The following is a 20,123-nucleotide window of genomic DNA, read 5'->3' on the forward strand; positions in this document are numbered from 1 at the left end:
AATGACCCGATAGTGCTGAGCACGTCAGGTGGGGTCCCCGGCTTTCTCTTCCGCAGCCTGTGATGGGCAACGCTCGAGTTCCAGCGTGAGGACTGACTGTGGCCCGGTTGAAAGAAGCTGGGGAAAACAAGCGGAGTCGAACGATCATTGGTGCCGTTGAGTCGAGTCAAAAGGTCGTCGGTGCTATCGAGTCGAGTCATTTGGTCGCTGTTGAAGATCGTTTAACGACCATACGACTCGACTCGATGAGGTCATCCGCGCAGGCTGCCGGGGTAGAGGTACTCGTCCGGTGGTGGGGTGTTTTGGTCGAGCCAGGCGTCGAAGAAGGGGGTCAGGTTTGTCGGGGACTTGGACTGGATGAAGGTGCGGAACTCGGGCATGGACGCGTTGCTGTATGCGTGGCCTGCGTTGAATTCTTTTACCGCCGCGAAGAATACGTCGTCGCCGAGCTGCCTGCGCAGCGCGTGCAGGAACAGCGGACCACGGTAGTAGACCGACGTGAATTCCTTTCCGGCGCCGGGGTTTGCCAGCGGGATCTCCCAGAACTCACTGTTGCCCTGGTACTTCTGGATGGTCTGCCGGTACTGCTGGTCGACGTCCTTGCCTTCCTTGTGCTCCGGCCACAGATAGTCGGCGGTGTAGCTGGCGAAGCATTCGTTGAGGCAGACGTCGGACCACTGCCGCACCGACACCGAATCGCCCCACCACTGGTGGGTGATCTCGTGCACCGCGGTCGGCAGGTCGGTCCATGGCGCGTAGATCGGGCGGGTCTGGGTTTCCAGCGAGAACATGATGTCGGCGTCCACGTAGATGCCGCCGGACGACTCGAACGGGTAAGGGCCGTAGAGGCTTTCGATGAAGTCCAGGATCTCCGGCAGGCGCTGCTCGGTCTCCCGGTTGCGTTCCGCCTGCGGGGCGAAGGCACTGATCAGCGGGGTGCCATTGGCGCGCCGCTGTTCCAGGAAGCTGAACTTGTCGATCGCGATGGTGGTCAGGTAGCCGATCACCGGCTGATTGGCCGCCCAGCTGACGGTCCGCCGCTCGCCCTGTACCTCGTCCTGGGTGCGCAGGCCGTTCGAGACGACCTCCCATTCCGCGGGAACGGTCGCGTGCAACGCGAAAGTCGCCTTGTCCAACGGGGTGTCGTTGAGCGGGTACCAACTGGTCGCGGAGTGCGGCTCGCCCGCGGCGAAGGCGCCGCCGCTCGGCGCGTACGTCCAGCCGTTGCCCTCGGTGTTCTCGGCGATGCCCGCGTAGTCCACGGTGACCGTGAACGGAAGTCCGGGCAGCAACGGCAGCGTCGGCGTCACGGTGAGTTCGTGCTCGCCGTTGCGGTTGAACCCGGCGGGCATGTTGTTCACCGATACCGTGCGCACCGCGGGCCCGGCGAAGTCCAGGTTGAACGCGCGCAGCGCCTGGGTCGAGACGGCGTCGATGCGGGTGGTCCCGGTGAGCTGGTGGCTCGCCGGGTCATAGTCGATGGTGACGTCGTAGTGGCGGGCGTCGTAGCCGCCGTTACCGTCCTCCGGGTAATACGGGTCGCCGAGTCCGGACGATCCGGTGAACGGATCGGGCGGCGGGTCGGCCGCCGCGAGCCCCGTCGCGGTGACCAGCGCGCCGACCACCGCGGCACACATCCAGCCGGACAGCCTCATTCGACAACCACCCCTTTTCGCCCCCCACTTTTCGGTACGGCCGTACCGACTTCGATAGATGCTAGTCGGTTCAGTCGGTGCTTCCGGTCAGCGCCACCGAGGCGCCGAGCCCGAAGATCATCATCCCGCCTGCCCCGCCGACCGCCGCCAGCCTGCGCGGCGAGCGGGCGAACCAGGTGCGCGCCGAGGACGCGACCAGCGCCCAAGCACTGTCCGAGACCATCGCGACGGCCAGGAAGATCGAGCCGAGGATCAGGAATTGCAGCGGCAGTGACCCGGCGGCGGGATCGGCGAAATGCGGCAGGATCGCGGCGAAGAAAATGATCGCCTTCGGGTTGGTCAGCCCGACGAGCACGCTCTGGCGCAGCACCTTGGCATCCGGTGCGGGCGCGATGTCGGCGCCGAGCGCGTCGAGCAGCGATTTGCGTTCGCGAAAAGCCTGGACCCCGATGTACATCAGATACAGCGCGCCGGCGAACTTGATCACGGTCAGCGCGAGCGACGAGGCCATCAGCAACGTGCCGAGCCCCACCGCGACGAGCAGCAGCGCGACGAACACGCCCACACAGTGCCCGGCCACCGACAGCAATGCGGCCCGCCTACCGAGCGTGAGCGCGCGACCGATGGTGAACAAGACACCGGGTCCGGGCACGATGATGAGCACGGTCGCCGCGGCGAGAAACGCCAGCAGGTTTGACGTCGGAACCATCTTCGGAGTCTATGCGGCGGCGCAACTCCAATAAGGCAAGATCGCTGCCGATCTCAGGAGCCGAGATCGCCGGGCAGCTGGTGCGGGTCGAGCAGTAGTCGCTTGGCGGGCGCGCGCCGGACCTTGTCGGTGAGCGCGAGATTGTCGGTGAGCAAACGCCATTCGGCATCGCTGATGGTGTTCCTGGCTCGGTCGATGACCGACGCGTCCGTGGTGCCCCACGCGATCGGCATGGCACTGACCGACTGCCAGCGCTCGCCGACCTGCCGCGGCGCCCGGTCGGTGCGCACCGCGACCGAGGGCACCCGCTCCCCCGCCGCCATCGCGTGGCCGGGCAGGGCGCGAACCCGCCGAATCACCAGCGCGTAGCGCGAATCGGTGGCACCCGGCTTGGCCACGTCGACCAGGGCGAGCAGCACCACGCTCGACGGATAGGTCTCCGAGACCACCGCGGGCACGAGCTCGCCGTTGGTGTACAGCTTGTCGATGCTGGCATGCCGCGCGGTCCAGAACGCCACCCACAGCGCCACCACAGCGCCGAGGATGAAGGCGATGGTCAGCAGGTAGGCCCACGGGTGGTCGAGATAGATCAAAAACGCCGCACCCGCGGCCGCGATGATCGCGGCCGCGATAGCCATGATGCGTAGTCGACGCTGGTCGGCGAAGACTTCGTTGACCGCGCGGGCATGCTTGCGGTCGACCGGGAATTCGAAGCGTCGCACGTCCCTATTCCTAGCACAGTTTGCGGAGAAGATGCCTCCACTTATCCGATGGGCGGACCGAGCAGGTCGTCGGCGTCCATGATGCGGTAGGCATACCCCTGTTCGGCCAAAAAACGCTGACGGTGCGCGGCGTATTCCGCGTCGAGGGTGTCCCGGGCCACCACCGAGTAGAAATGGGCTTGGCCGCCATCGTGTTTCGGCCGCAGCAGCCTGCCGAGGCGCTGCGCCTCCTCCTGACGGGAGCCGAAGGTCCCCGAAACCTGCACCGCGACCGATGCTTCCGGCAGGTCGATGGAGAAGTTCGCCACCTTGCTCACCACCAGCACCGGGATCTCGCCCTGCCGGAACGCCTCGAAGAGTTCTTCGCGCTCTTTGGTTTTCGTCGAACCCTGGATGATCGGGGCGTTCAGCGCGGCGCCCAGCTCGTCCAACTGGTCGAGGTAGGCGCCGATCACCAGGGTCGGCGCGTCGGTGTGCTTGGCCAGGATCGACTGCACCACGGGGATTTTCGTGCGCGCGGTGGAGCACAGCTTGTAGCGCTCCTCGGGCTCGGCCGTCGCGTAGGCCATCCGCTCGGCATCGGTGAGCGTGACCCGCACCTCGATGCACTCGGCGGGCGCGATCCAGCCCTGCGCCTCGATGTCCTTCCACGGCGCGTCGTAGCGCTTCGGGCCGATCAGCGAGAACACGTCGCCCTCGCGGCCGTCCTCGCGGACCAGCGTCGCGGTGAGGCCGAGGCGGCGGCGCGACTGCAGGTCGGCGGTCATCCGGAAGACCGGCGCGGGCAGTAGGTGCACCTCGTCGTAGATGACCAGGCCCCAGTCGCGGCTGTCGAACAGCTCGAGATGCTTGTATTCGCCCTTGGTGCGGCGGGTGATCACCTGGTAGGTCGCGATGGTGACCGGGCGGATCTCCTTGCGTTCGCCAGAATATTCGCCGATCTCCTCCTCGGTCAGCGAGGTGCGCGCCAGCAGTTCGCGCCGCCACTGCCGACCCGCGACGGTGTTGGTGACCAGGATCAACGTGGTCGCCTTGGCCTTGGCCATCGCGGCGGCACCGACCATCGTCTTGCCCGCGCCACACGGCAGCACCACCACACCGGAGCCGCCCGCCCAGAACGAGTCGGCGGCCATCTCCTGATAGTCGCGCAGGTGCCACTTGTCGTCGGTGTAGTCCAGTTCGATCGGATGCGCCTCGCCGTCGACGTACCCGGCCAGGTCCTCGGCGGGCCAGCCGATCTTCAACAGCATCTGCTTGATCCGGCCGCGCTCGGAGCCGTGCACGATCACCGTGTCGTCGTCGAGCCTGGCCCCGAACATCGGCGCCAGCTTCTTGTGCCGCAGCACTTCCTCGAGCACCGCGCGGTCCAGGCTGACCAGCACCAGACCGTGCGCCGGGTGCTTGACCAGCTGCAACCGCCCGTACCGCGCCATCGTGTCGACGATGTCCACCAGCAACGGCTGCGGCACCGCGTAGCGGGAGAAGCTGACCAGCGCGTCGACCACCTGCTCGGCGTCGTGCCCCGCCGCCCGCGCGTTCCACAGCGCCAACGGCGTCACTCGATAGGTGTGCACATGCTCGGGCGCGCGCTCCAACTCGGCGAACGGCGCGATGGCCTGCCGCGCCGCATCGGCCAACTCGTGGTCGACCTCCAACAGCAGCGTCTTGTCGCTCTGCACAATCAGCGGACCGTCCGTCACAGCCCCTCCTCGCATCGATTCCGGACCATTCTCCCTGAGACCCCCGACAGCCCGGCACGGCCGGTCCCCTGACCACGACAATTGCCGCGCGGTCGGGGCGGACTCAGCGGCGTTCGGGTGCTCGTTGCAGCGCGCGGTCGAACTCGGCGGGCCAGCCCGCGGCGGGGCCGGGCGGGTCGGTGGGGAGGCGGGCGGCCAGCCAGTGGTCACGGCGCCGGCCGCGCTGCAGGCTGCCCTGGCGGGCCAGGCCCTCGTAGTAGAAGCCGGCCCGGCGGGCCACCGCGGCGGAGGGGTAGTTACCGACGAAGGCGCGCCAGCTGATGCGCCGCAGCGCCAAGCCATCGGGCCGGAAGCCGTAGTCGCAGACCAGGTTTACCGCCTGGGTCATCAGGCCGCGGGAGCGCTCGCTCGGGGCGAGCCAGAAGCCGATCTCGGCCGAGGATTCGTCGCGTTCGCCGAGGCTGACCATGCCGACCACCGGGCCGCCCTCGTGCAGCCGCAGCGCCCAGGTCGGGCTGTGCCCCGCCCAGCCGGGGCCGACGATGTCGTCGACGAAGGTCTGGGCGTTGTCGCGGGTGTAGGGCACCGGGATGGTCACCCACTCGCCGATGGACGGGTCCTGGCAACACTGGGTGATCGCGTCGATGTCCGAGGCGGTGGGGATCGACAGCCAGACCGTTCCGTTCGACAGCGCATGTGCGTCCATCGAGTCATGTTGTCACGAATCACCCGGCCCGAGCATCGGGTTTCCCGCGCGTCGCCACGGCGGCACCGCGGTAAACCGACCGGCCGGGAGATCGTAGAATGTCCCTGATGGTTGCCGCTCTGCTTGCCGGATTGTTCGAATCACATCGAGCGCATCTGCTCTCGGTCGCGTATCGGCTGACGGGCAGCGTCGGCGACGCCGAGGACGCGGTGCAGGAGAGCTGGCTGCGGCTGGCCGGCGCCCACCAATCCGAGATCGACGACCCGCGCGCCTGGCTGACGACGGTGGTGAGCCGAATCTGCCTGGACCGCTTGCGCAGTGCCGCGGTACGCCGGGAAACCTATGTGGGGCAATGGCTACCGGAGCCGGTGGTGACCGATCGCACGCCGTCGAGCACGCCGGATCCGTTGGCGGTGGTGGTCCGCAAGCAGGAGTACCGGCTCGCGGCGATGGTGGTGCTGGACAGCCTGACCCCGCCGCAGCGGGTGGCTTTCGTACTGCACGACGGGCTTTCGGTGCCGTTCGACGAGATCGCCGAGATCCTCGACGTGTCGGTCGAGGCCGCGCGGCAGCTCGCGGTGCGGGCGCGCAAGGCCGTGGCGGACACCCCGCCGCCGGTGCCGGACGCCGAGCACGAGGTCGCGGTGCAGCGCTTCCTGGCCGCACTGCGGTCCGGTGACGTGCAGGCGGTTACCGCTGCGCTGCACCCGGATTCGGTGGTGATCGGCGATGCCGATGGGACCACGTCCACCACGGTGAACGTGCTGCGCGGGGCCGACCGGATCGCGCGCTTCTACGTGGGTCTCGTGCGCAAGTACGGGCTGGACGGCACCGACGTGGACCCGGCCTACAACTACGAATTCGCTTCGGTCAACGGACAACTGGGCCTCGTGGTCACCGCGGGCTACGGACATCCGCCCAGGGTCATGGGTTTCACCATCCGCGACGGACTGGTTTGGGGCACATACGATCTCGCGAATCCGGCCAAGCTGACCGGCATCCGACTGGGCTGAGCTCGCCGGGCCCCATCGCTCGGCCCGGCGGGCCGGTCATCAAGGGGTAGCCGAGCCGAAGCCCGATATCAATCCGTCCATGACGTGTCGAACAGGCCGAGTGCGGATCCGGCGAGCTCCGACGTGGCCGGATTCACAACAGGAATGCTGGGCTAGTCTCCGACTATGCCTTCGCAACCCGCCACCGTTGCTCGCCTACGGCCCTTTGCCTCCACGATCTTCGCGGAGATGACCGAACTCGCCGTCCGGTTCGACGCGGTCAATTTAGGCCAGGGATTTCCCGACACCGACGGCCCCGCCGGCATGCTCGAGGTCGCCAGGCAGGCCATCGCCGACGGCCTCAACCAGTACCCGCCCGGGCGCGGCATGCCGGTGCTGCGCCGCGCCATCGCCGACGACCGGGCCCGCCGCTACGGCACCCACTACGATCCCGACACCCAGGTGCTGGTGACCGTCGGGGCGACCGAGGCGATCGCCGCCGCCATCCTCGGCCTGGTCGAGCCGGGCTCCGAGGTCGTGCTGATCGAGCCGTACTACGACTCCTATTCCGCCGCAGTCGCTTTGGCCGGGGCGCAGCGGCGTACCGCGCGACTGGTCGCCGACGGCGATCGCTTCGTGCTCGACCTGGACAGCCTGCGCGCCGCGATCACCCCGGCGACCAGGATGCTGGTCGTCAACTCCCCGCACAACCCGACCGGCACCGTGCTGGGCCGCGCCGATCTGCAGGCCATCGCCGAGATCGCCTGCGAGCACGACATTCTGGTGCTCACCGACGAGGTCTACGAACACCTCGTCTACGACGGCACCGAGCACATCAGCCTCGCCACGCTGCCCGGCATGGCCGAGCGCACCGTCGTGGTGTCCAGTGCGGCAAAGACATTCAGCGTCACCGGCTGGAAGACCGGCTGGGCGTGCGGCCCGGCGGAGTTGATCGACGGCGTGCTCGCCGCCAAGCAGTTCCTGACCTTCGTCGCCGGTGGCCCGTTCCAGCCCGCGGTCGCGCACGCGTTGAACCACGAGCTCGAATGGGTGGCCGGACTGCGGGATACGTTGTCCGACAGGCGGCTTCGACTCGCCGCCGCACTGGCCGACACCGGATTCGGGGTGAAGTCCAGTCCGGGCGGCTACTTCGTGTGTGGCGACATCACTCCGCTCGGCGCGTCCGACGGCCTCGCGTTCTGCCGGGAACTGCCGAAGCGACTCGGTGTCGCCGCCGTCCCGGTCAGCGTCTTCGCCGACGACGCTGCGGCCTGGAATCACCTGGTGCGCTTCACCTTCTGCAAGCGCGACGAGACGCTCGACGAAGGCGTGCGCAGGCTCCGCTCGGGCGCGCGATAACACTGCTGCCGCGGCGGGTCAGGACCGGCGTGGGAGCGTCGGATCGGTCGGCGGCTTGATCCGTGGGTACCGACGGGCTTGCGGCGCATGCCAGCCGAAGCGGAGCGCGAGCAGGCGGAAGGCGATCGCGCCGAGGGCGGCCAGCGCGCCGGTCCAGGCCTGATAGACGCCGAAGTGCAGCAGCGTCGCCGTGGCGACGGCGCCGACCAGAGCGGGCACCGCGTAGATCTGGTCGGGCCGAAGCACATTCGGCGTCTGCCCGCCGAGCAGGTCCCGGATCACGCCACCACCGATCGCGGTGACCAGGCCGAGCAGCGCCGCCGACGGCGCGCCGAGCCCGCGCGAGTAGGCGATGACCGTCCCGGTCACGCAGAACAATCCGAGCCCGAAAGCGTCGGCGACCTCGAGCGGTCCCCGGGTCAGCCGCCGGGACGGATGCCAGAAGAAGATCACCGCGGCGGCGAGCACGGCGGTCCACAGATAGCTGAGGTCGACGAACGCCGCGGGTGGCGTGCGGCCGATCAGCAGATCCCGGATGATGCCGCCACCGAGCGCGGTGGCGCAGGCGAGCACCACGATGCCGAAGATGTCGAAATCGCGCCGCACGGCCAGCAGCGCCCCCGAACTCGCGAACGCGAACACCCCGAACAACTCCCCGACGTGCTGCGCCGCCTCGACCGCCGAGCCGAAGTGCGCGGCCGACACGGCCGCACCGAAATCCACCATGCCGCTCACCGTGTCACACCCCGCCGCGCGCACACCGCCGACAGGCCCCAGGCGTGGTGTCAGGCCGGCATGGGGCGGGCGCGGTCGGTGGCGACGAGGACCGCGATGGCGCCGAGCATGGTGCCCATGAAGTAGCGCTGGGCACGCAGCCAGAGCGGCCGGCCGGTGAGGAACGTCGAGATGCCTGCCGCGCCGAGCACGATCATCGCGTCGATGCTCAGCCCCACCGCGATCTGCACCGAGCCGAGCACCAGGCTCTGCAACCAGACCTGTCCGTGCTCGGGCGCTACGAACTGCGGGATCAGCGCCATGTACAGGATCGCGATCTTGGGATTCAGCAGGTTCGTCAGAAACCCCATCATGAACAGCTTTCGCGACGGATCCTCCGGCAAGGTCGTCGGCTCGAAAACCGAAGTGCCGCCGGGCCGCAGCGCCTGCCAGGCCAGCCACAGCAGGTAGGCCGCACCGGCCAGCTTCACCGCCAGATACAACCCGGGCACCACCGCGAACACCGCGGTGATCCCCACGGTGGCCGCGATCAGATACACCCCGAACCCGGCCGCGACACCGCCCAGCGACACCAACCCGGCGCGTCGCCCCTGCGACACCGTCCGGGAAACCAAATACATCATGTTCGGCCCCGGCGTCAGCACCAATCCCAACGCCACGGCCGCAACTCCGAGAACTGCCGCCATTTCGATCACGCTGTCGATCCTCGCCGACGGGCGGGCGCGCGTCTCGGTCCACTTGAAAGTCGCTGGTCCGGTGCCGTTCCGACGAACCGGCGGTCAGCTTCCCGCCCGGGACATCGCGCAGGAAGCTGAAACCCGCTCGGCAGTCAGGGATTACGGCGCCGCGCGACCGCGTCGGCCAGCCGATCGAGCTGCACGGCGGTGGTGTCCCAATCGAGGCAGGCGTCGGTGATGGACTGGCCGTAGGTGAGCTCGTCGGCGTGGCCGAGGGTGAGATCCTGCCGACCGGCGACGAGGAAGCTCTCCAGCATCACGCCGACCACGCCGGGTTCGCCGGCGGCCAGTCGGCCCGCGATGTCGGTGACCACGTCGACCTGCTTGTTGTGGTCCTTGTTGCTGTTGCCGTGGCTGGCGTCGACCACCAAACGCTGTGGCAGCCCGGCCTTTTCCAGCCGCACGCAGGCCTCGGCGACCGATGCCGCGTCGTAGTTCGTGCCGGAGGTGCCGCCGCGCAGGATGACGTGGCAGTCGGGATTGCCGGTGGTGCGGATCAGCGCGGCGCGCCCGTCCAGGTCGGTACCGGGGAACACATGGCTGGCTCCGGCGGCGCGGACGCCGTCGACGGCCACCTGCACGTCGCCGTCGGTGCCGTTCTTGATGCCGACCGGCATGGACAGCGCGCTGCTCAGCTGGCGGTGCACCTGGCTGGCCGCGGTGCGGGCGCCGATCGCGCCGTAGGAGACCAGGTCGGCGATGTACTGCGGGGTGATCGGGTCGAGGAACTCGCACGCCACCGGCAGGCCGAGCCCGGAGATGTCGACCAGCAGCTTGCGGCCGAAGCCGAGGCCGGTGTTCACGTCGAAGGTGCCGTCCAGGTGCGGATCGTTGATCAGCCCCTTCCAGCCGAGGGTGGTGCGCGGCTTCTCGAAGTACACCCGCATCACCACGTGCAGCCGGTCGTCCAGCTCGGCGGCCTTGGCGGACAGGCGGCGCGCGTAGTCGAGGGCGGCGGCGGGATCGTGCACCGAGCACGGGCCGACGATCACCATCAGTCGGTCGTCCACGCCGTTCAGCACGTCGACGGTCGCGGTACGTCCCTTGCGAACCGTGTCCGCGAGGTCGTCGGTGATCCGGTGTACCTGGCGAACTTCGGCGGGCGAGCGCAATGGACTGACGCTCAGCGTGCGTTGGTCGTCCAGGTCGGAATGCCGTGGATCGACGTCAACAGCGGTAGTCATGTGGGTTCCTTTTCTTCGGCCGACCCACGGACGCGAAACCCCCGTCGAGCCGGTCTTCCGGCTCGGGGTGGAATGTCGTCAGCGCAAGTGGTTGCCGCAGACCAGCCCACCCGGGGCCGGCTTGCTAAACCAGAAATACACGCGCTGCACGTCAGGGACTGTACCAGGCACAGATCGATGGATGAATCGACCGTGCCGCATGCCACAGGAGTAGTTCGTCCGACATCTCGCGCAACGAGAACGCCACGTCGGTCACCCGGCGTGGCGTTCGGCGCGCCGCTGACGGCAGCTCGAGCTCAGCCCCACTGGCCGGGCTGGTAATCGCCGGCCGGCGTGCGCGCGATGACGTTCAACCGGTTCCAGGCGTTGATCATCGCGATGGCGGAGATCAGCGCGGCGATCTGGTCGTCGTCGTAGTGCTTGCGCACGTCCTGCCACACCTCGTCGCTGACGCCGCGGCTGTCGGCGATCCGGGTGGCCTCCTCGGTCAGCGCGAGCGCGGCCCGCTCGGCCTCGGTGAACACGGTGGCCTCGCGCCAGGCGGCGACCAGGTTCAGCCGCACCGAGGTCTCACCGTTGTGCGCGGCGTCCTTGGTGTGCATGTCGGTGCAGTAACCGCAACCGTTGATCTGGCTGGCCCGGATCTTGACCAGCTCGTGGGTGGCGGCGGGCAGGGCGGAGTCGCTGATGATCCGGGCGGCGTTGGTGAGTCGCTTGATGAAGCTGCCGGCGACCTGGTTGCCGAAGAGATTGATGCGGGCGTCCATGATGTTGCCTTCCTTCGTGGTTGTGCTGCGTCTTCACAGAGAGGACGACACGGGTCGGCGCTGTGTGACATCAATAAGGAGGGTGACCTGAGTCACTCCTCATTTCGATTCATCGTCGCAGCTCAGAGCGCGGCGTGTCCACGGGTGACATCCCCCGGGCGCCAGTAATGTGCGACAGCTACCGGTGCTGGATCACTGCGCGAAATCGTAAGTTACGCCGGTCAATTTCTCCGACAGCTCCCACAGGCCGCGGGCGACGGCCTCGTCGTGCGACGCCTTGGACGAACCGGAGCGGCCGGGGTAGCCGCGTAGGCCGCGGAAGCCGGTCGGCCCGTAGTAGCCGCCGGGCTTTACGTCCGTCGTCGCGGCGTAAAGCGTTGGCAGCGCGCCCATCTCGGCGCTCTGCGCGAGCAGCAGGTTGCCGAGCCACATCACCGCGTCCTGGATCGACTCGGTATGTGACATCAGCTCGGTCGCGGCGTAACCGGGGTGCGCGGCGACCGATATCTTCGACGAGCCCGCCGCGGTGAGCCTGCGGTGCAGTTCGCGGGCGAACATCAGATTGGCCAGCTTGGCCTGTCCGTAGGCCGGCCACCGCTGGTACTTACGGTGTTCCCAGTTCAGGTCGTCCAGATCGATCTTCCCGATGATGTGCGCCCCGCTGCCGACCGTGACGATCCGCTCCGAAATCTTGTCCAGCAGCAGCCCGGTGAGCGCGAAGTGGCCGAGATGGTTTGTGCCGACCTGCATTTCGAATCCGTCGGCGGTCCGCAGCTCCGGCAGCGCCATCACCCCGGCATTGTTGATCAGCACATCGGCCCGATCGGTCGCCTCGGCGAACGCCCGCACCGATGCCAGATCCGCGAGATCCAGCTGCCGCACCACCGCGCGATCTCCCAGCGGCGCGGCCACCTGCTCCGCCTTGGCCACGTTCCGGCAGGCGAGCACGACGTTCGCCCCGGCCCCGGCCAGCGCCCGCACGGTGGCCGCCCCCAACCCGCTGTTCGCGCCGGTCACAATGAAGGTGCGGCCGGTCTGATCGGGCAAATCCGAGGTATCCCACCTGCTCATATCGGGGAGTTTAAACCGGGACTCGGTGTCACACCTGGGCCAGCACCTCGTCGTCACTCATCGCCGCGACCTCCAGGTAGAGCCCGGCCACCGTGTCGAGCCGACCGGAGATTCCCTGCTGGGATTCACGTTCGAGCATCCTGGCGGCCAGACCCGCGACGGTGCGGGCGGTGAAGAGGTCCGCGACGATGACATCCGGCGCGTCGAGCCATTCGCGGACCTGAGCGATCACAGCGGTGGCCAGCACGGAGTCGCCGCCGAGGGCGAAGAAGTCGGCGGTCGCGCCGACGCGCTCGGCCCCGAGAACGGTGCTGACGATAGCGGCCAGCGCGCGCTCCGGATTCGTTCGCGGAGCGACGAATTCAGCAGTATCGCCGACCTGTGCCAGCAGGCCGTGGATAACCTTGCGGTCCGGCTTCGCGTTCGAGGTGAGCGGCAGGTCCGCGAGGACTTCCAGCTGAGCGGGAATCATGTAGGCGGGCAACTGATCCGCGACGGTGGCCAGCACGGTGTCGGCGCTCGGTGCCGCCACGGGATCGACGACGATGGCGGCGGCCAGTTTCGGCGCGGCGACGCCGACCACGGTGGCGATGGCGTGCCGGACACCGGGCACCGCACGCAACGCGCTCTCCACCTCACCCAACTCCACCCGGTAGCCGCGGATCTTGACCTGATGGTCGGCGCGACCGAGGAACTCCAGGCAACCGTCCGGGAGATAGCGGGCCAGGTCACCGGTGCGGTACCAGCGCATGCCTTCGTGGATCACGAAACGCTCGGCGGTGCGCTCCGGGTCGCCGCGATAGCCGGCGGCGACACCGTCACCGCCGATCCACAATTCACCGGTCACCCAGTCGGGGCAGTCCTGGCCGGTGGGGCCGACCACCCGGCACCGCACGTTGCGCAGCGGGGTGCCGTACGGGACGGCGGACCAGGCCGCAGGCACGTCGGCATCGACCACCTCGCAGATCGTCGAGTGGATGGCGGTCTCGGTGGCACCGCCCAGCGCGACGAACCGGCATTCCGGCGCGACACCGGCCAGGCGGGCGGGCAGGCCGACGTCGACCCAATCGCCGCCGAGCAGCACGGTGCGCAACCAGGTGAGCAGCTCCCCCGCGGCGGCGGTGATCAACATGTCGAGCAGGCTCGGCACACAGTTGACGAGCGAGACTTGATGGCGTCGAACGAGTTCCACCCAGCGGGCGGGCTCGCCACGCTGCTCGTCATCGATGACCACCACCGCGCCGCCCGCGCTGAGCAGTCCGAAGATGTCATAGACCGACAGATCGAATTCGAGCGCGGACAGCGCGAGCGCCCGATCCGCCGGTCCGATGCCGAAGCGCTCGTTCAGGTCTTCGACAGTGTTCATGGCGGCCCGATGCGGTACCTGCACGCCCTTGGGCTCGCCGGTCGAGCCGGAGGTGAACAGCACGTAGGCGATGGTTTCCGGCTCACCGAAGAGTGGACGTGCCAATGGTTTCGTATACGTACGGGCCTGTGTCAGTCCGAGCGTCCGTACCTCCGGTATGTCCACGCCGTCGACAGTGAGTGCCGCGACAACCTCACCGGTACGAAGGATCTGGGCTCGCCGCGCGGCGGGCTGATCGAATCCGATCGGCACGTACGCCGCGGCTGCGGCGAGCACTCCGAGTGTCGCCACTATCTGATCCGGGCCTTTCGGCAGCTGCACGGCGACCGAATCACCGGGCAACACACCGGCATCGCGTAGCGCTGCGGCGACGGCGAGCGCTTCCTCGGCAAGACGACAGTAGGACATCGTCCCGCCGGGCTCCCAGATCAGCGCGGGCGCATCCGGATTCGCTATCGCGTTCGCGAAGAACCCGGTGTGCAGCAGTCTTTCGCTCGCCGGTCCCGATGTCGCGTTGACCCGGGCGCGAGTTGCCGCCTGCGCCACCGGAATCCGCAAGGTGGCCTCGGCATTCCAGCCCGCGTCCGACCCGCGTCCACTCTCCTTCGCCGCGCCATCCCCGGCGAGACGGGCGATGGCGTCGATATAGCGAGCGAACATCGCATCGATCACACCCTCGGGGAAGGCGGATTCGCGCACATCCCAGTTCAGCAGCAACCCGCCACGAACCTCGGTGATCTGCGCGTCCAGGAGAACCTGTGGGCCCTGCGAGATGATCCAGACCGCGTCGCCAAAGGTGTCGGTGACGGCGTCGGCGAACAGTTCGCCCAGGTTGAGCGCGCTGGTGTAGACGATCGGCGCGAGCACCGGCTCACCGCGGTGGCGACCGAGATCGCGCAGCACCTCCAGCCCCGAATACGCGGCATGCGCGCCGACGGCATGCAGACTCGCCTGCAGCGCACGCGCGCGCTCGGTGACGGTAGCCGGCTCGGTCACATCGACCTCGAGCAGCACCGACGAGGTGAAATCGCCGACCACCCCGTCCACCTCCGGATGCACCGGTTCCCGGTGGAAGAGCGGCAGATTCAGCAGGAACCGCCGCTGCGCCGACCACCCGCCGACGGTCTCGGCGAATACCGAGGCCAGCGCCATGGCCGGGGTGACACCGCGGGCATGCGCGGCATCGAACACGCGCGCCTTGGCCTCGGGCGTCAACCATCGGTGATAACGCACGGTCCTGCTGACACCGGAGATGCCTTGCGCCTGCGGTAGTTCGGGTGCGCCGGCCAGTTCCGGGAGCCGCTGTTGCCACCATTGACGATCCCGCTCGTGTTCCGCGGTGCTCGCGTTCGACTGCTCGGCGAGGTAGCGCCGGAATGTGTAGGTCTGCGGCGGCAGCGTCTCACCGCGGTACAGCCTTGCTAGGTCGCCGATCAGGATGCGGTAGCTCATCGCGTCGGCGGCGAGCATGTCGACATCGAGGTGCAGCCGGGTTCGCCCATCGGCGAGCATGGTCAGCGCGATATCGATGACCTGCCCGTCCTCGACCGCCATGCGCTGATGAGTCTTTTTGTCGCGTAACGATTCCAATGCCGCATCGGCCGCATCGGCGGACAACTCGCGTAGATCGGTCAGCGACCACACCGGCCTACCCGGGCTGGCCAAGGTCTGCTGGGTGCCGTCGGGCAAGAAACGAGTGCGCAGCATGGGATGCCGTTGCACAAGTGCCTCTACCGCGGCCGCCAAGCGGACGGGATCCACGCCGCTGCCGTCGAATTCTACGTACAGGTGGGCCGCGACATCGCCGAGTTCCTGTGCCGCCGAACGACCGATCCAATACGCGTGCTGCATCGGAGCGAGCGGGAAGGGGGCATCGTCGTCCGACGACGGCTGGGCGTTCGTCGTCGACGCATCTTCGGCGACCGGCGTTTCCGCGGGTTCCGTTGCACCGCCGAGCAATTGATGCCAGCTGTCCACCGTCGGGTGCGCGGCGAGCTTGGCGAAGTTCACATCGACGCCCCGCTTACGCCAACCACCGGCCAGCTTCATAGTTCGGATGGAGTCCAAGCCCAGCTGGATGAGGTCAGCGCCGTCGTCGATCGAGTCGGCGGGCACGTCGAGGTGGCCGGCGATGGCGGCGCGAATATCCGCGCGGGTAATCCCCGGTCCCCGTGCCGCGCTTTCCTTACTGTCCGCCCCGGTCCCCGGTCGCTGTACTGGCTCCATCTGGCCCTGTCACTCCTTGGTCGCCGCCGTGTCCGGCGGATCGAGACTGCTCGATCCAGACTAACCCATTGAGATAGGGTTGCCTTACCTATGTTCGCCGAGCAGTGCTCGGGTTAGCCGTGAGGTAGACCGTGACTTCGACATCCACTCCGCATCGCGATGGTTATGTGCCCTTCCCCACCGAGGTCGGTGCGGAGTATCGGGCGGCCGGGTATTGGGCCGGGCGTGACCTGGGCAATCTGCTACGGGAGACGGCGCGGCGGCATCCGCACCGGACCGCGCTGCTCGCGACCGAGGGTGCGCGCAGTTATGCCTGGTTGGACTCGGAGTCAGATCGGATGGCGCACGGGCTGCTTGCACTCGGGATCGCGCCGGGCGATCGGGTGGTGGTGCAGCTGCCGAATGTGCCGGAGTTCCTGACCGTGCTGTTCGGGTTACTGCGGGCGGGGATCATTCCGGTGCTGACGCTGCCCGCGCACCGGCGGGCCGAAATCGAGCATCTGGCGGCGCTTTCCGAGGCCGTCGGCTACATCGTCGTCGACCGGCTCGGCGATTTCGACTATCGGGAACTGGCCGCCACCGTGCAGGCGGCGGTGCCGTCGCTGCGGCACGTGCTGGTCCTCGGCGAGGCCACCGTCGGCACCGACTTGAGTTCGATACCGCGCGAGGGTGATTCGCTGCCGGCGATCGACCCGAACGATATCGCGCTGATGCTGGTCTCCGGCGGCACCACGGGTCTGCCGAAGCTGATCGCCCGCACGCACGACGACTACGTCTACAACGCCACCGCCAGCGCCGAGGTCTGCGCGCTCACCGAGGACGACGTCTACCTCGCGACCTTGCCTGCGGCACACAACTTTCCGCTGGCCTGCCCGGGCATCCTCGGCACCGTGAGCGTCGGCGGCGCGGTCGCCTTCGTCACCGATCCCAGCCCGGAGAACGCCTTCGCCGCCATCGAGCGGCATCAGGTCACGGTCACCGCCGTCGTGCCGCCGCTGGCCCAGCTGTGGTGTGCCGCAACCGAATGGGAGGAAGCCGAACTGAGCTCGTTGCGGCTGCTCCAGGTCGGCGGCGCCCGGTTGGCCGAGGTCAACGCCCGCGAGGTGACACCCGCGCTCGGCGCCACCCTGCAGCAGGTGTTCGGCATGGCCGAGGGGTTGCTCAACTACACCCGGCTCGACGATGCCGCCGAACTGCTGCACACCACGCAGGGCCGGGCACTGTCCCCGGCCGACGAGATCCGGGTGGTAGACGCGGACGGCAACGACGTCGCGCCGGGTGCGGAGGGCGAGCTGCTCACCAAGGGCCCGTACACCATTCGCGGCTACTACCGCGCCCCCGAACACAACGCCCGCGCCTTCACCCCCGACGGCTATTACCGCAGTGGCGATCTGGTGCGCAGGCTGCCGAGCGGACATCTGGTGGTGTCCGGCCGGATCAAGGACGTCATCAACCGCGGCGGCGAGAACATCTCGTGCGACGAGTTGGAGGAGCACCTGCTCGCCCACCCGTCCGTCCGGCACGCGGCCGCCGTCGGGTTGCTCGACGCGACGCTCGGCGAAAGGGTCTGCGCCGTACTGGTTGTCGATGGTGAGATGCCGACGCTGGCCGAGATCAAGACCTTCCTCACAGCTCGCGGTCTCGCGACGTACAAGCTCCCCGACGTGCTGCGCCGCGCGGACCGGCTACCGATCACGGCCGTCGGAAAGATCGACAAGAAGGCACTGCGCGCCGTAGCAAGCTAGCGGCTGATCGTGGGAATAACAAGGGGCAGCGCATCTTTCGATGCGCTGCCCATTGTTTCCGGCAAGCCGCTACTGCGCCTGCACCACGTAAGGCGCGATGCTACCGAGCTTTTCGCAGGTCTCCTCGAATTCCCGCTCCGGACGGGACTGCCCGACGATGCCGGCACCGGCGCGCAGCCAGGCACCCTCGGTCGTCTGATAGATCGCGCGCAGCACCAGCGTCGCCTCCAGCGCGCCGGTCGGCGAAACCGTCACCACCGCACCGGAGTACAAGCCGCGCGGGTCGAGATCGAGCCGGAAGACCGAATCGATGCCGGCCCGCTTGGGGATGCCGGACGCCGTGACCGAGGGGAACAGCACCTCGAGCGCGTCCCAGCTGGACCGGCCCGCGGCCAGCGTGCCGCGCACAGTGGAGGCGATGTGCTGCACGCTGCCGCGCTCGCGCACGGCCATGAAGTCGGTGACCGCGACGGTGCCCGCATCGGCCACCGAGGCGATCTCGGCGAACGAGGTCTGCACCGAGATCGCGTGCTCCACGATCTCTTTGGGGTCGGCGAGCAGGTCGGATCGAGCCGCCGCATCGATGTCCGCGCCGCGCCCGAAGGCCCGGGTGCCCGCGACCGGTTCGGTGGTCACGATCCGGTTCTCGTCGATCGAGGCAACCAGCTCCGGGCTGAACCCGGCCGCTTCGAGCCCGCCGAGCCGCAGCAGGAACGACCGCGCCGGGGTGTTGTGCGCGCGCCCGAGCCGATAGGTAGCCGGAATGTCCACCACGAAGGGCAGATCGACCTTCCGGGACAGGATGACCTTCTGATACCGGTTCGCCTGGATCTCGCCCACCGCTTCGGCCACCCGGGACGTGTAGCCGGTCGGATCGAGCCGTACATCCGCCGGATGCGGCTGCGGCAGTTCGGATTCCTGCGATGCGGTGATGAGGTCGTGGATGTCACCGGTCTCCGTGGGAGTGGCGCCGGACACCCGGATCCCGTACGCGCCGATCCGCACCTCGATGCGCGGAATCATCAACTGCGCCAAGGTGGTCCGCGGGTCCAGGTGCTCGGTCGCCTCGTACGCCCACGCGCAGAACTCGAAACCGAGCCAGCCGTAGGCATTCCGGCCGTCGAGCGGCAACGCGCGCAGCGCCTGATCGACCACGCTCGCCGGGCGACCCTGCCATCGGGTGGCGGTGGTCCGGCCGTCCCAGCTGACCCGCAGCTCCTCGACATCCAGCTCGATGCCGCCGATCGGATCGGCCGCGAATACCCACTCGCCCGGCCGCTCGTACATCACGTACTCACCGAACCGATCGGCCCCCGCCAGCCGGGACATCGCTGCCGCCGGATCGGTCACATACTGCACCCGCAAGCGTTCGTCCGTGGTCGACAACGATCCTCCAAAGCTCAAATCTGGCCCAACTTTGAAGGTAAGGTTAGCATTACCTGACTAGATTGAGACTGTGCCTGCAAACACACCGGACGACCATCGAACGATCACTTCGGCGGGACCGCCAGCGCCGAACGCTCGACGCTCAGCAAACTCTCCGCGCTGTGTTCGGCGTGGTACGCGGCGGCGCCACCGCGCAGCCCGAACAGCCGCTTCGAGTAGAGCAGCCAGACCACCGCCGCGATGTTGACCAGCAGCGCGCCGATCCGCAGCACGGTCACCTTCTCGGTCAACTCGTAGATCTCCAGCGGCAGAAACAGACTCGTCGCGACGACCGCGAAGTACTCGCCCCAGCGCTTCATCAGCCACAGCCCGAGCGCCTCGATCCCCTGCAGCCCCGCGTACCCGAAGATGCCCACCGCGACCCACAGCAGCGTCGTATTCGACAGCGAGAACGCCTGTTCCACCAGATGCACGATCTTCGATCGGTCGACATCCCAGCCGAGTTGGTCGGCCAGCGGGCGCAGCAGCGGCAGATCCCGGTCGAACGCGGCCCGCATCGTCTCCCGCGACGTCCGGAACTTCAACACGCCGAACGCCGCGCCGATCAACACCAACCCGCGCAACAACCGCTCGATCGCCAGAGCCCGCATCAACCATCGATCGCGCAGCAGCCGTCCGCGCGGCACCTCGGGCGCGTGATCGGCCGGACCGGTCCCGACCGGGTCGCCCGGCACGAATGTCCCGCAGCGCAGGCAGCGCCAGGCCACCCCGGCCACGGTGTCGACATGCAGCCGGTCCGCCAGGTCCGCCTCGTCCGGTGCGTAGGTGTAGTGGCCGTGCCAGCCACACGCGCGTAGGGCCCAATCCATATGCGCAGCGTAATTCGACAGACGGGCACAGCGCCGGATCTCTGCCGCGACGCAACAACTGATTACCCAAGGACATAGGTAACTCGCCGGGGACGGGCCAACGAAATCCGGCACTTACCTCCGGCCGCCAACGCGGCTGCCGTGGCACCCTGGTCTGGCCCGAATTCACGGAGAGGCGCAACAGCCTGCGCAGA

General features: G+C 68.1%; 16 protein-coding genes. 3 read left to right on the top strand and 13 right to left on the bottom strand.

What is annotated here, in order from left to right; genetic code table 11:
* Window positions 1-251: 251 nt before the first annotated feature.
* The 5 genes from ABZ942_RS05475 to ABZ942_RS05495 all read right to left on the bottom strand — a co-directional run bounded on the left by ABZ942_RS05475 (window position 252) and on the right by ABZ942_RS05495 (window position 5,492).
* On the bottom strand, window positions 252-1,655 hold the full coding sequence (locus ABZ942_RS05475; RefSeq protein ID WP_357379416.1) for a M1 family metallopeptidase: 1,404 nt from the start codon (window positions 1,653-1,655) through the stop codon (window positions 252-254).
* Between the two features lie 70 nt (window positions 1,656-1,725).
* A complete protein-coding gene (locus ABZ942_RS05480) occupies window positions 1,726-2,364 on the bottom strand; it encodes a LysE family translocator (protein ID WP_357379418.1) in 639 nt (212 codons plus the stop codon).
* A 53-nt stretch (window positions 2,365-2,417) separates the two neighbouring features.
* Window positions 2,418-3,086: a DUF3239 domain-containing protein gene (locus ABZ942_RS05485; protein WP_357379420.1), complete on the bottom strand. Its 669-nt coding sequence runs from the start codon at window positions 3,084-3,086 to the stop codon at window positions 2,418-2,420.
* A gap of 41 nt (window positions 3,087-3,127) precedes the next feature.
* Window positions 3,128-4,786, bottom strand: coding sequence for a DNA repair helicase XPB (locus tag ABZ942_RS05490; RefSeq protein ID WP_357379423.1), 1,659 nt, complete (start codon window positions 4,784-4,786; stop codon window positions 3,128-3,130).
* Window positions 4,787-4,889: 103 nt separating this feature from the next.
* A complete protein-coding gene (locus ABZ942_RS05495) occupies window positions 4,890-5,492 on the bottom strand; it encodes a GNAT family N-acetyltransferase (protein ID WP_357379425.1) in 603 nt (200 codons plus the stop codon).
* A gap of 107 nt (window positions 5,493-5,599) precedes the next feature.
* Between ABZ942_RS05495 and ABZ942_RS05500 the strand changes: the two genes are divergently transcribed.
* Together ABZ942_RS05500 and ABZ942_RS05505 are read left to right on the top strand one after the other, a co-directional pair.
* Entirely contained in the window at window positions 5,600-6,505 is a 906-nt protein-coding gene (locus ABZ942_RS05500; protein ID WP_357379427.1) for a sigma-70 family RNA polymerase sigma factor, read from the top strand.
* A 165-nt stretch (window positions 6,506-6,670) separates the two neighbouring features.
* Window positions 6,671-7,843 (top strand): pyridoxal phosphate-dependent aminotransferase, encoded by a 1,173-nt coding sequence (locus ABZ942_RS05505; protein WP_357379429.1) that lies wholly within the window; start codon window positions 6,671-6,673, stop codon window positions 7,841-7,843.
* Between the two features lie 18 nt (window positions 7,844-7,861).
* Here ABZ942_RS05505 and ABZ942_RS05510 read toward each other — a convergent pair whose 3' ends face one another.
* The 6 genes from ABZ942_RS05510 to ABZ942_RS05535 all read right to left on the bottom strand — a co-directional run bounded on the left by ABZ942_RS05510 (window position 7,862) and on the right by ABZ942_RS05535 (window position 15,929).
* Window positions 7,862-8,569: a trimeric intracellular cation channel family protein gene (locus ABZ942_RS05510; RefSeq protein ID WP_357379431.1), complete on the bottom strand. Its 708-nt coding sequence runs from the start codon at window positions 8,567-8,569 to the stop codon at window positions 7,862-7,864.
* 59 nt (window positions 8,570-8,628) lie between these two features.
* Window positions 8,629-9,273, bottom strand: coding sequence for a LysE family translocator (locus tag ABZ942_RS05515; protein ID WP_357379433.1), 645 nt, complete (start codon window positions 9,271-9,273; stop codon window positions 8,629-8,631).
* Between the two features lie 134 nt (window positions 9,274-9,407).
* The gene (locus ABZ942_RS05520) at window positions 9,408-10,499 is read right to left on the bottom strand and encodes a 3-deoxy-7-phosphoheptulonate synthase (RefSeq protein WP_357379435.1); all 1,092 of its coding nucleotides are present in this window, start codon (window positions 10,497-10,499) and stop codon (window positions 9,408-9,410) included.
* A gap of 296 nt (window positions 10,500-10,795) precedes the next feature.
* Window positions 10,796-11,266 (bottom strand): carboxymuconolactone decarboxylase family protein, encoded by a 471-nt coding sequence (locus ABZ942_RS05525; protein ID WP_357379437.1) that lies wholly within the window; start codon window positions 11,264-11,266, stop codon window positions 10,796-10,798.
* 192 nt (window positions 11,267-11,458) lie between these two features.
* Complete coding sequence (locus tag ABZ942_RS05530) at window positions 11,459-12,337, bottom strand: oxidoreductase (protein ID WP_357379439.1); 879 nt, start codon at window positions 12,335-12,337, stop codon at window positions 11,459-11,461.
* Window positions 12,338-12,365: 28 nt separating this feature from the next.
* On the bottom strand, window positions 12,366-15,929 hold the full coding sequence (locus tag ABZ942_RS05535) for an amino acid adenylation domain-containing protein (RefSeq protein ID WP_357379441.1): 3,564 nt from the start codon (window positions 15,927-15,929) through the stop codon (window positions 12,366-12,368).
* Between the two features lie 131 nt (window positions 15,930-16,060).
* Here ABZ942_RS05535 and ABZ942_RS05540 point away from each other — a divergent pair, with 131 nt between their 5' ends.
* Window positions 16,061-17,674, top strand: coding sequence for an AMP-binding protein (locus tag ABZ942_RS05540; protein WP_357379443.1), 1,614 nt, complete (start codon window positions 16,061-16,063; stop codon window positions 17,672-17,674).
* A 69-nt stretch (window positions 17,675-17,743) separates the two neighbouring features.
* Here the strand turns inward: ABZ942_RS05540 and ABZ942_RS05545 are convergent, their stop codons facing one another.
* Together ABZ942_RS05545 and ABZ942_RS05550 are read right to left on the bottom strand one after the other, a co-directional pair.
* Window positions 17,744-19,060 (bottom strand): salicylate synthase, encoded by a 1,317-nt coding sequence (locus ABZ942_RS05545; RefSeq protein ID WP_357379445.1) that lies wholly within the window; start codon window positions 19,058-19,060, stop codon window positions 17,744-17,746.
* Between the two features lie 104 nt (window positions 19,061-19,164).
* Window positions 19,165-19,929, bottom strand: a complete 765-nt coding sequence (locus ABZ942_RS05550; protein WP_357379447.1) for a DUF2127 domain-containing protein — start codon at window positions 19,927-19,929, stop codon at window positions 19,165-19,167.
* Between the last annotated feature and the right edge of the window lie 194 nt (window positions 19,930-20,123).

It is taken from the genome of Nocardia sp. NPDC046473 (genome assembly GCF_040645995.1).
Lineage (GTDB): Bacteria > Actinomycetota > Actinomycetes > Mycobacteriales > Mycobacteriaceae > Nocardia.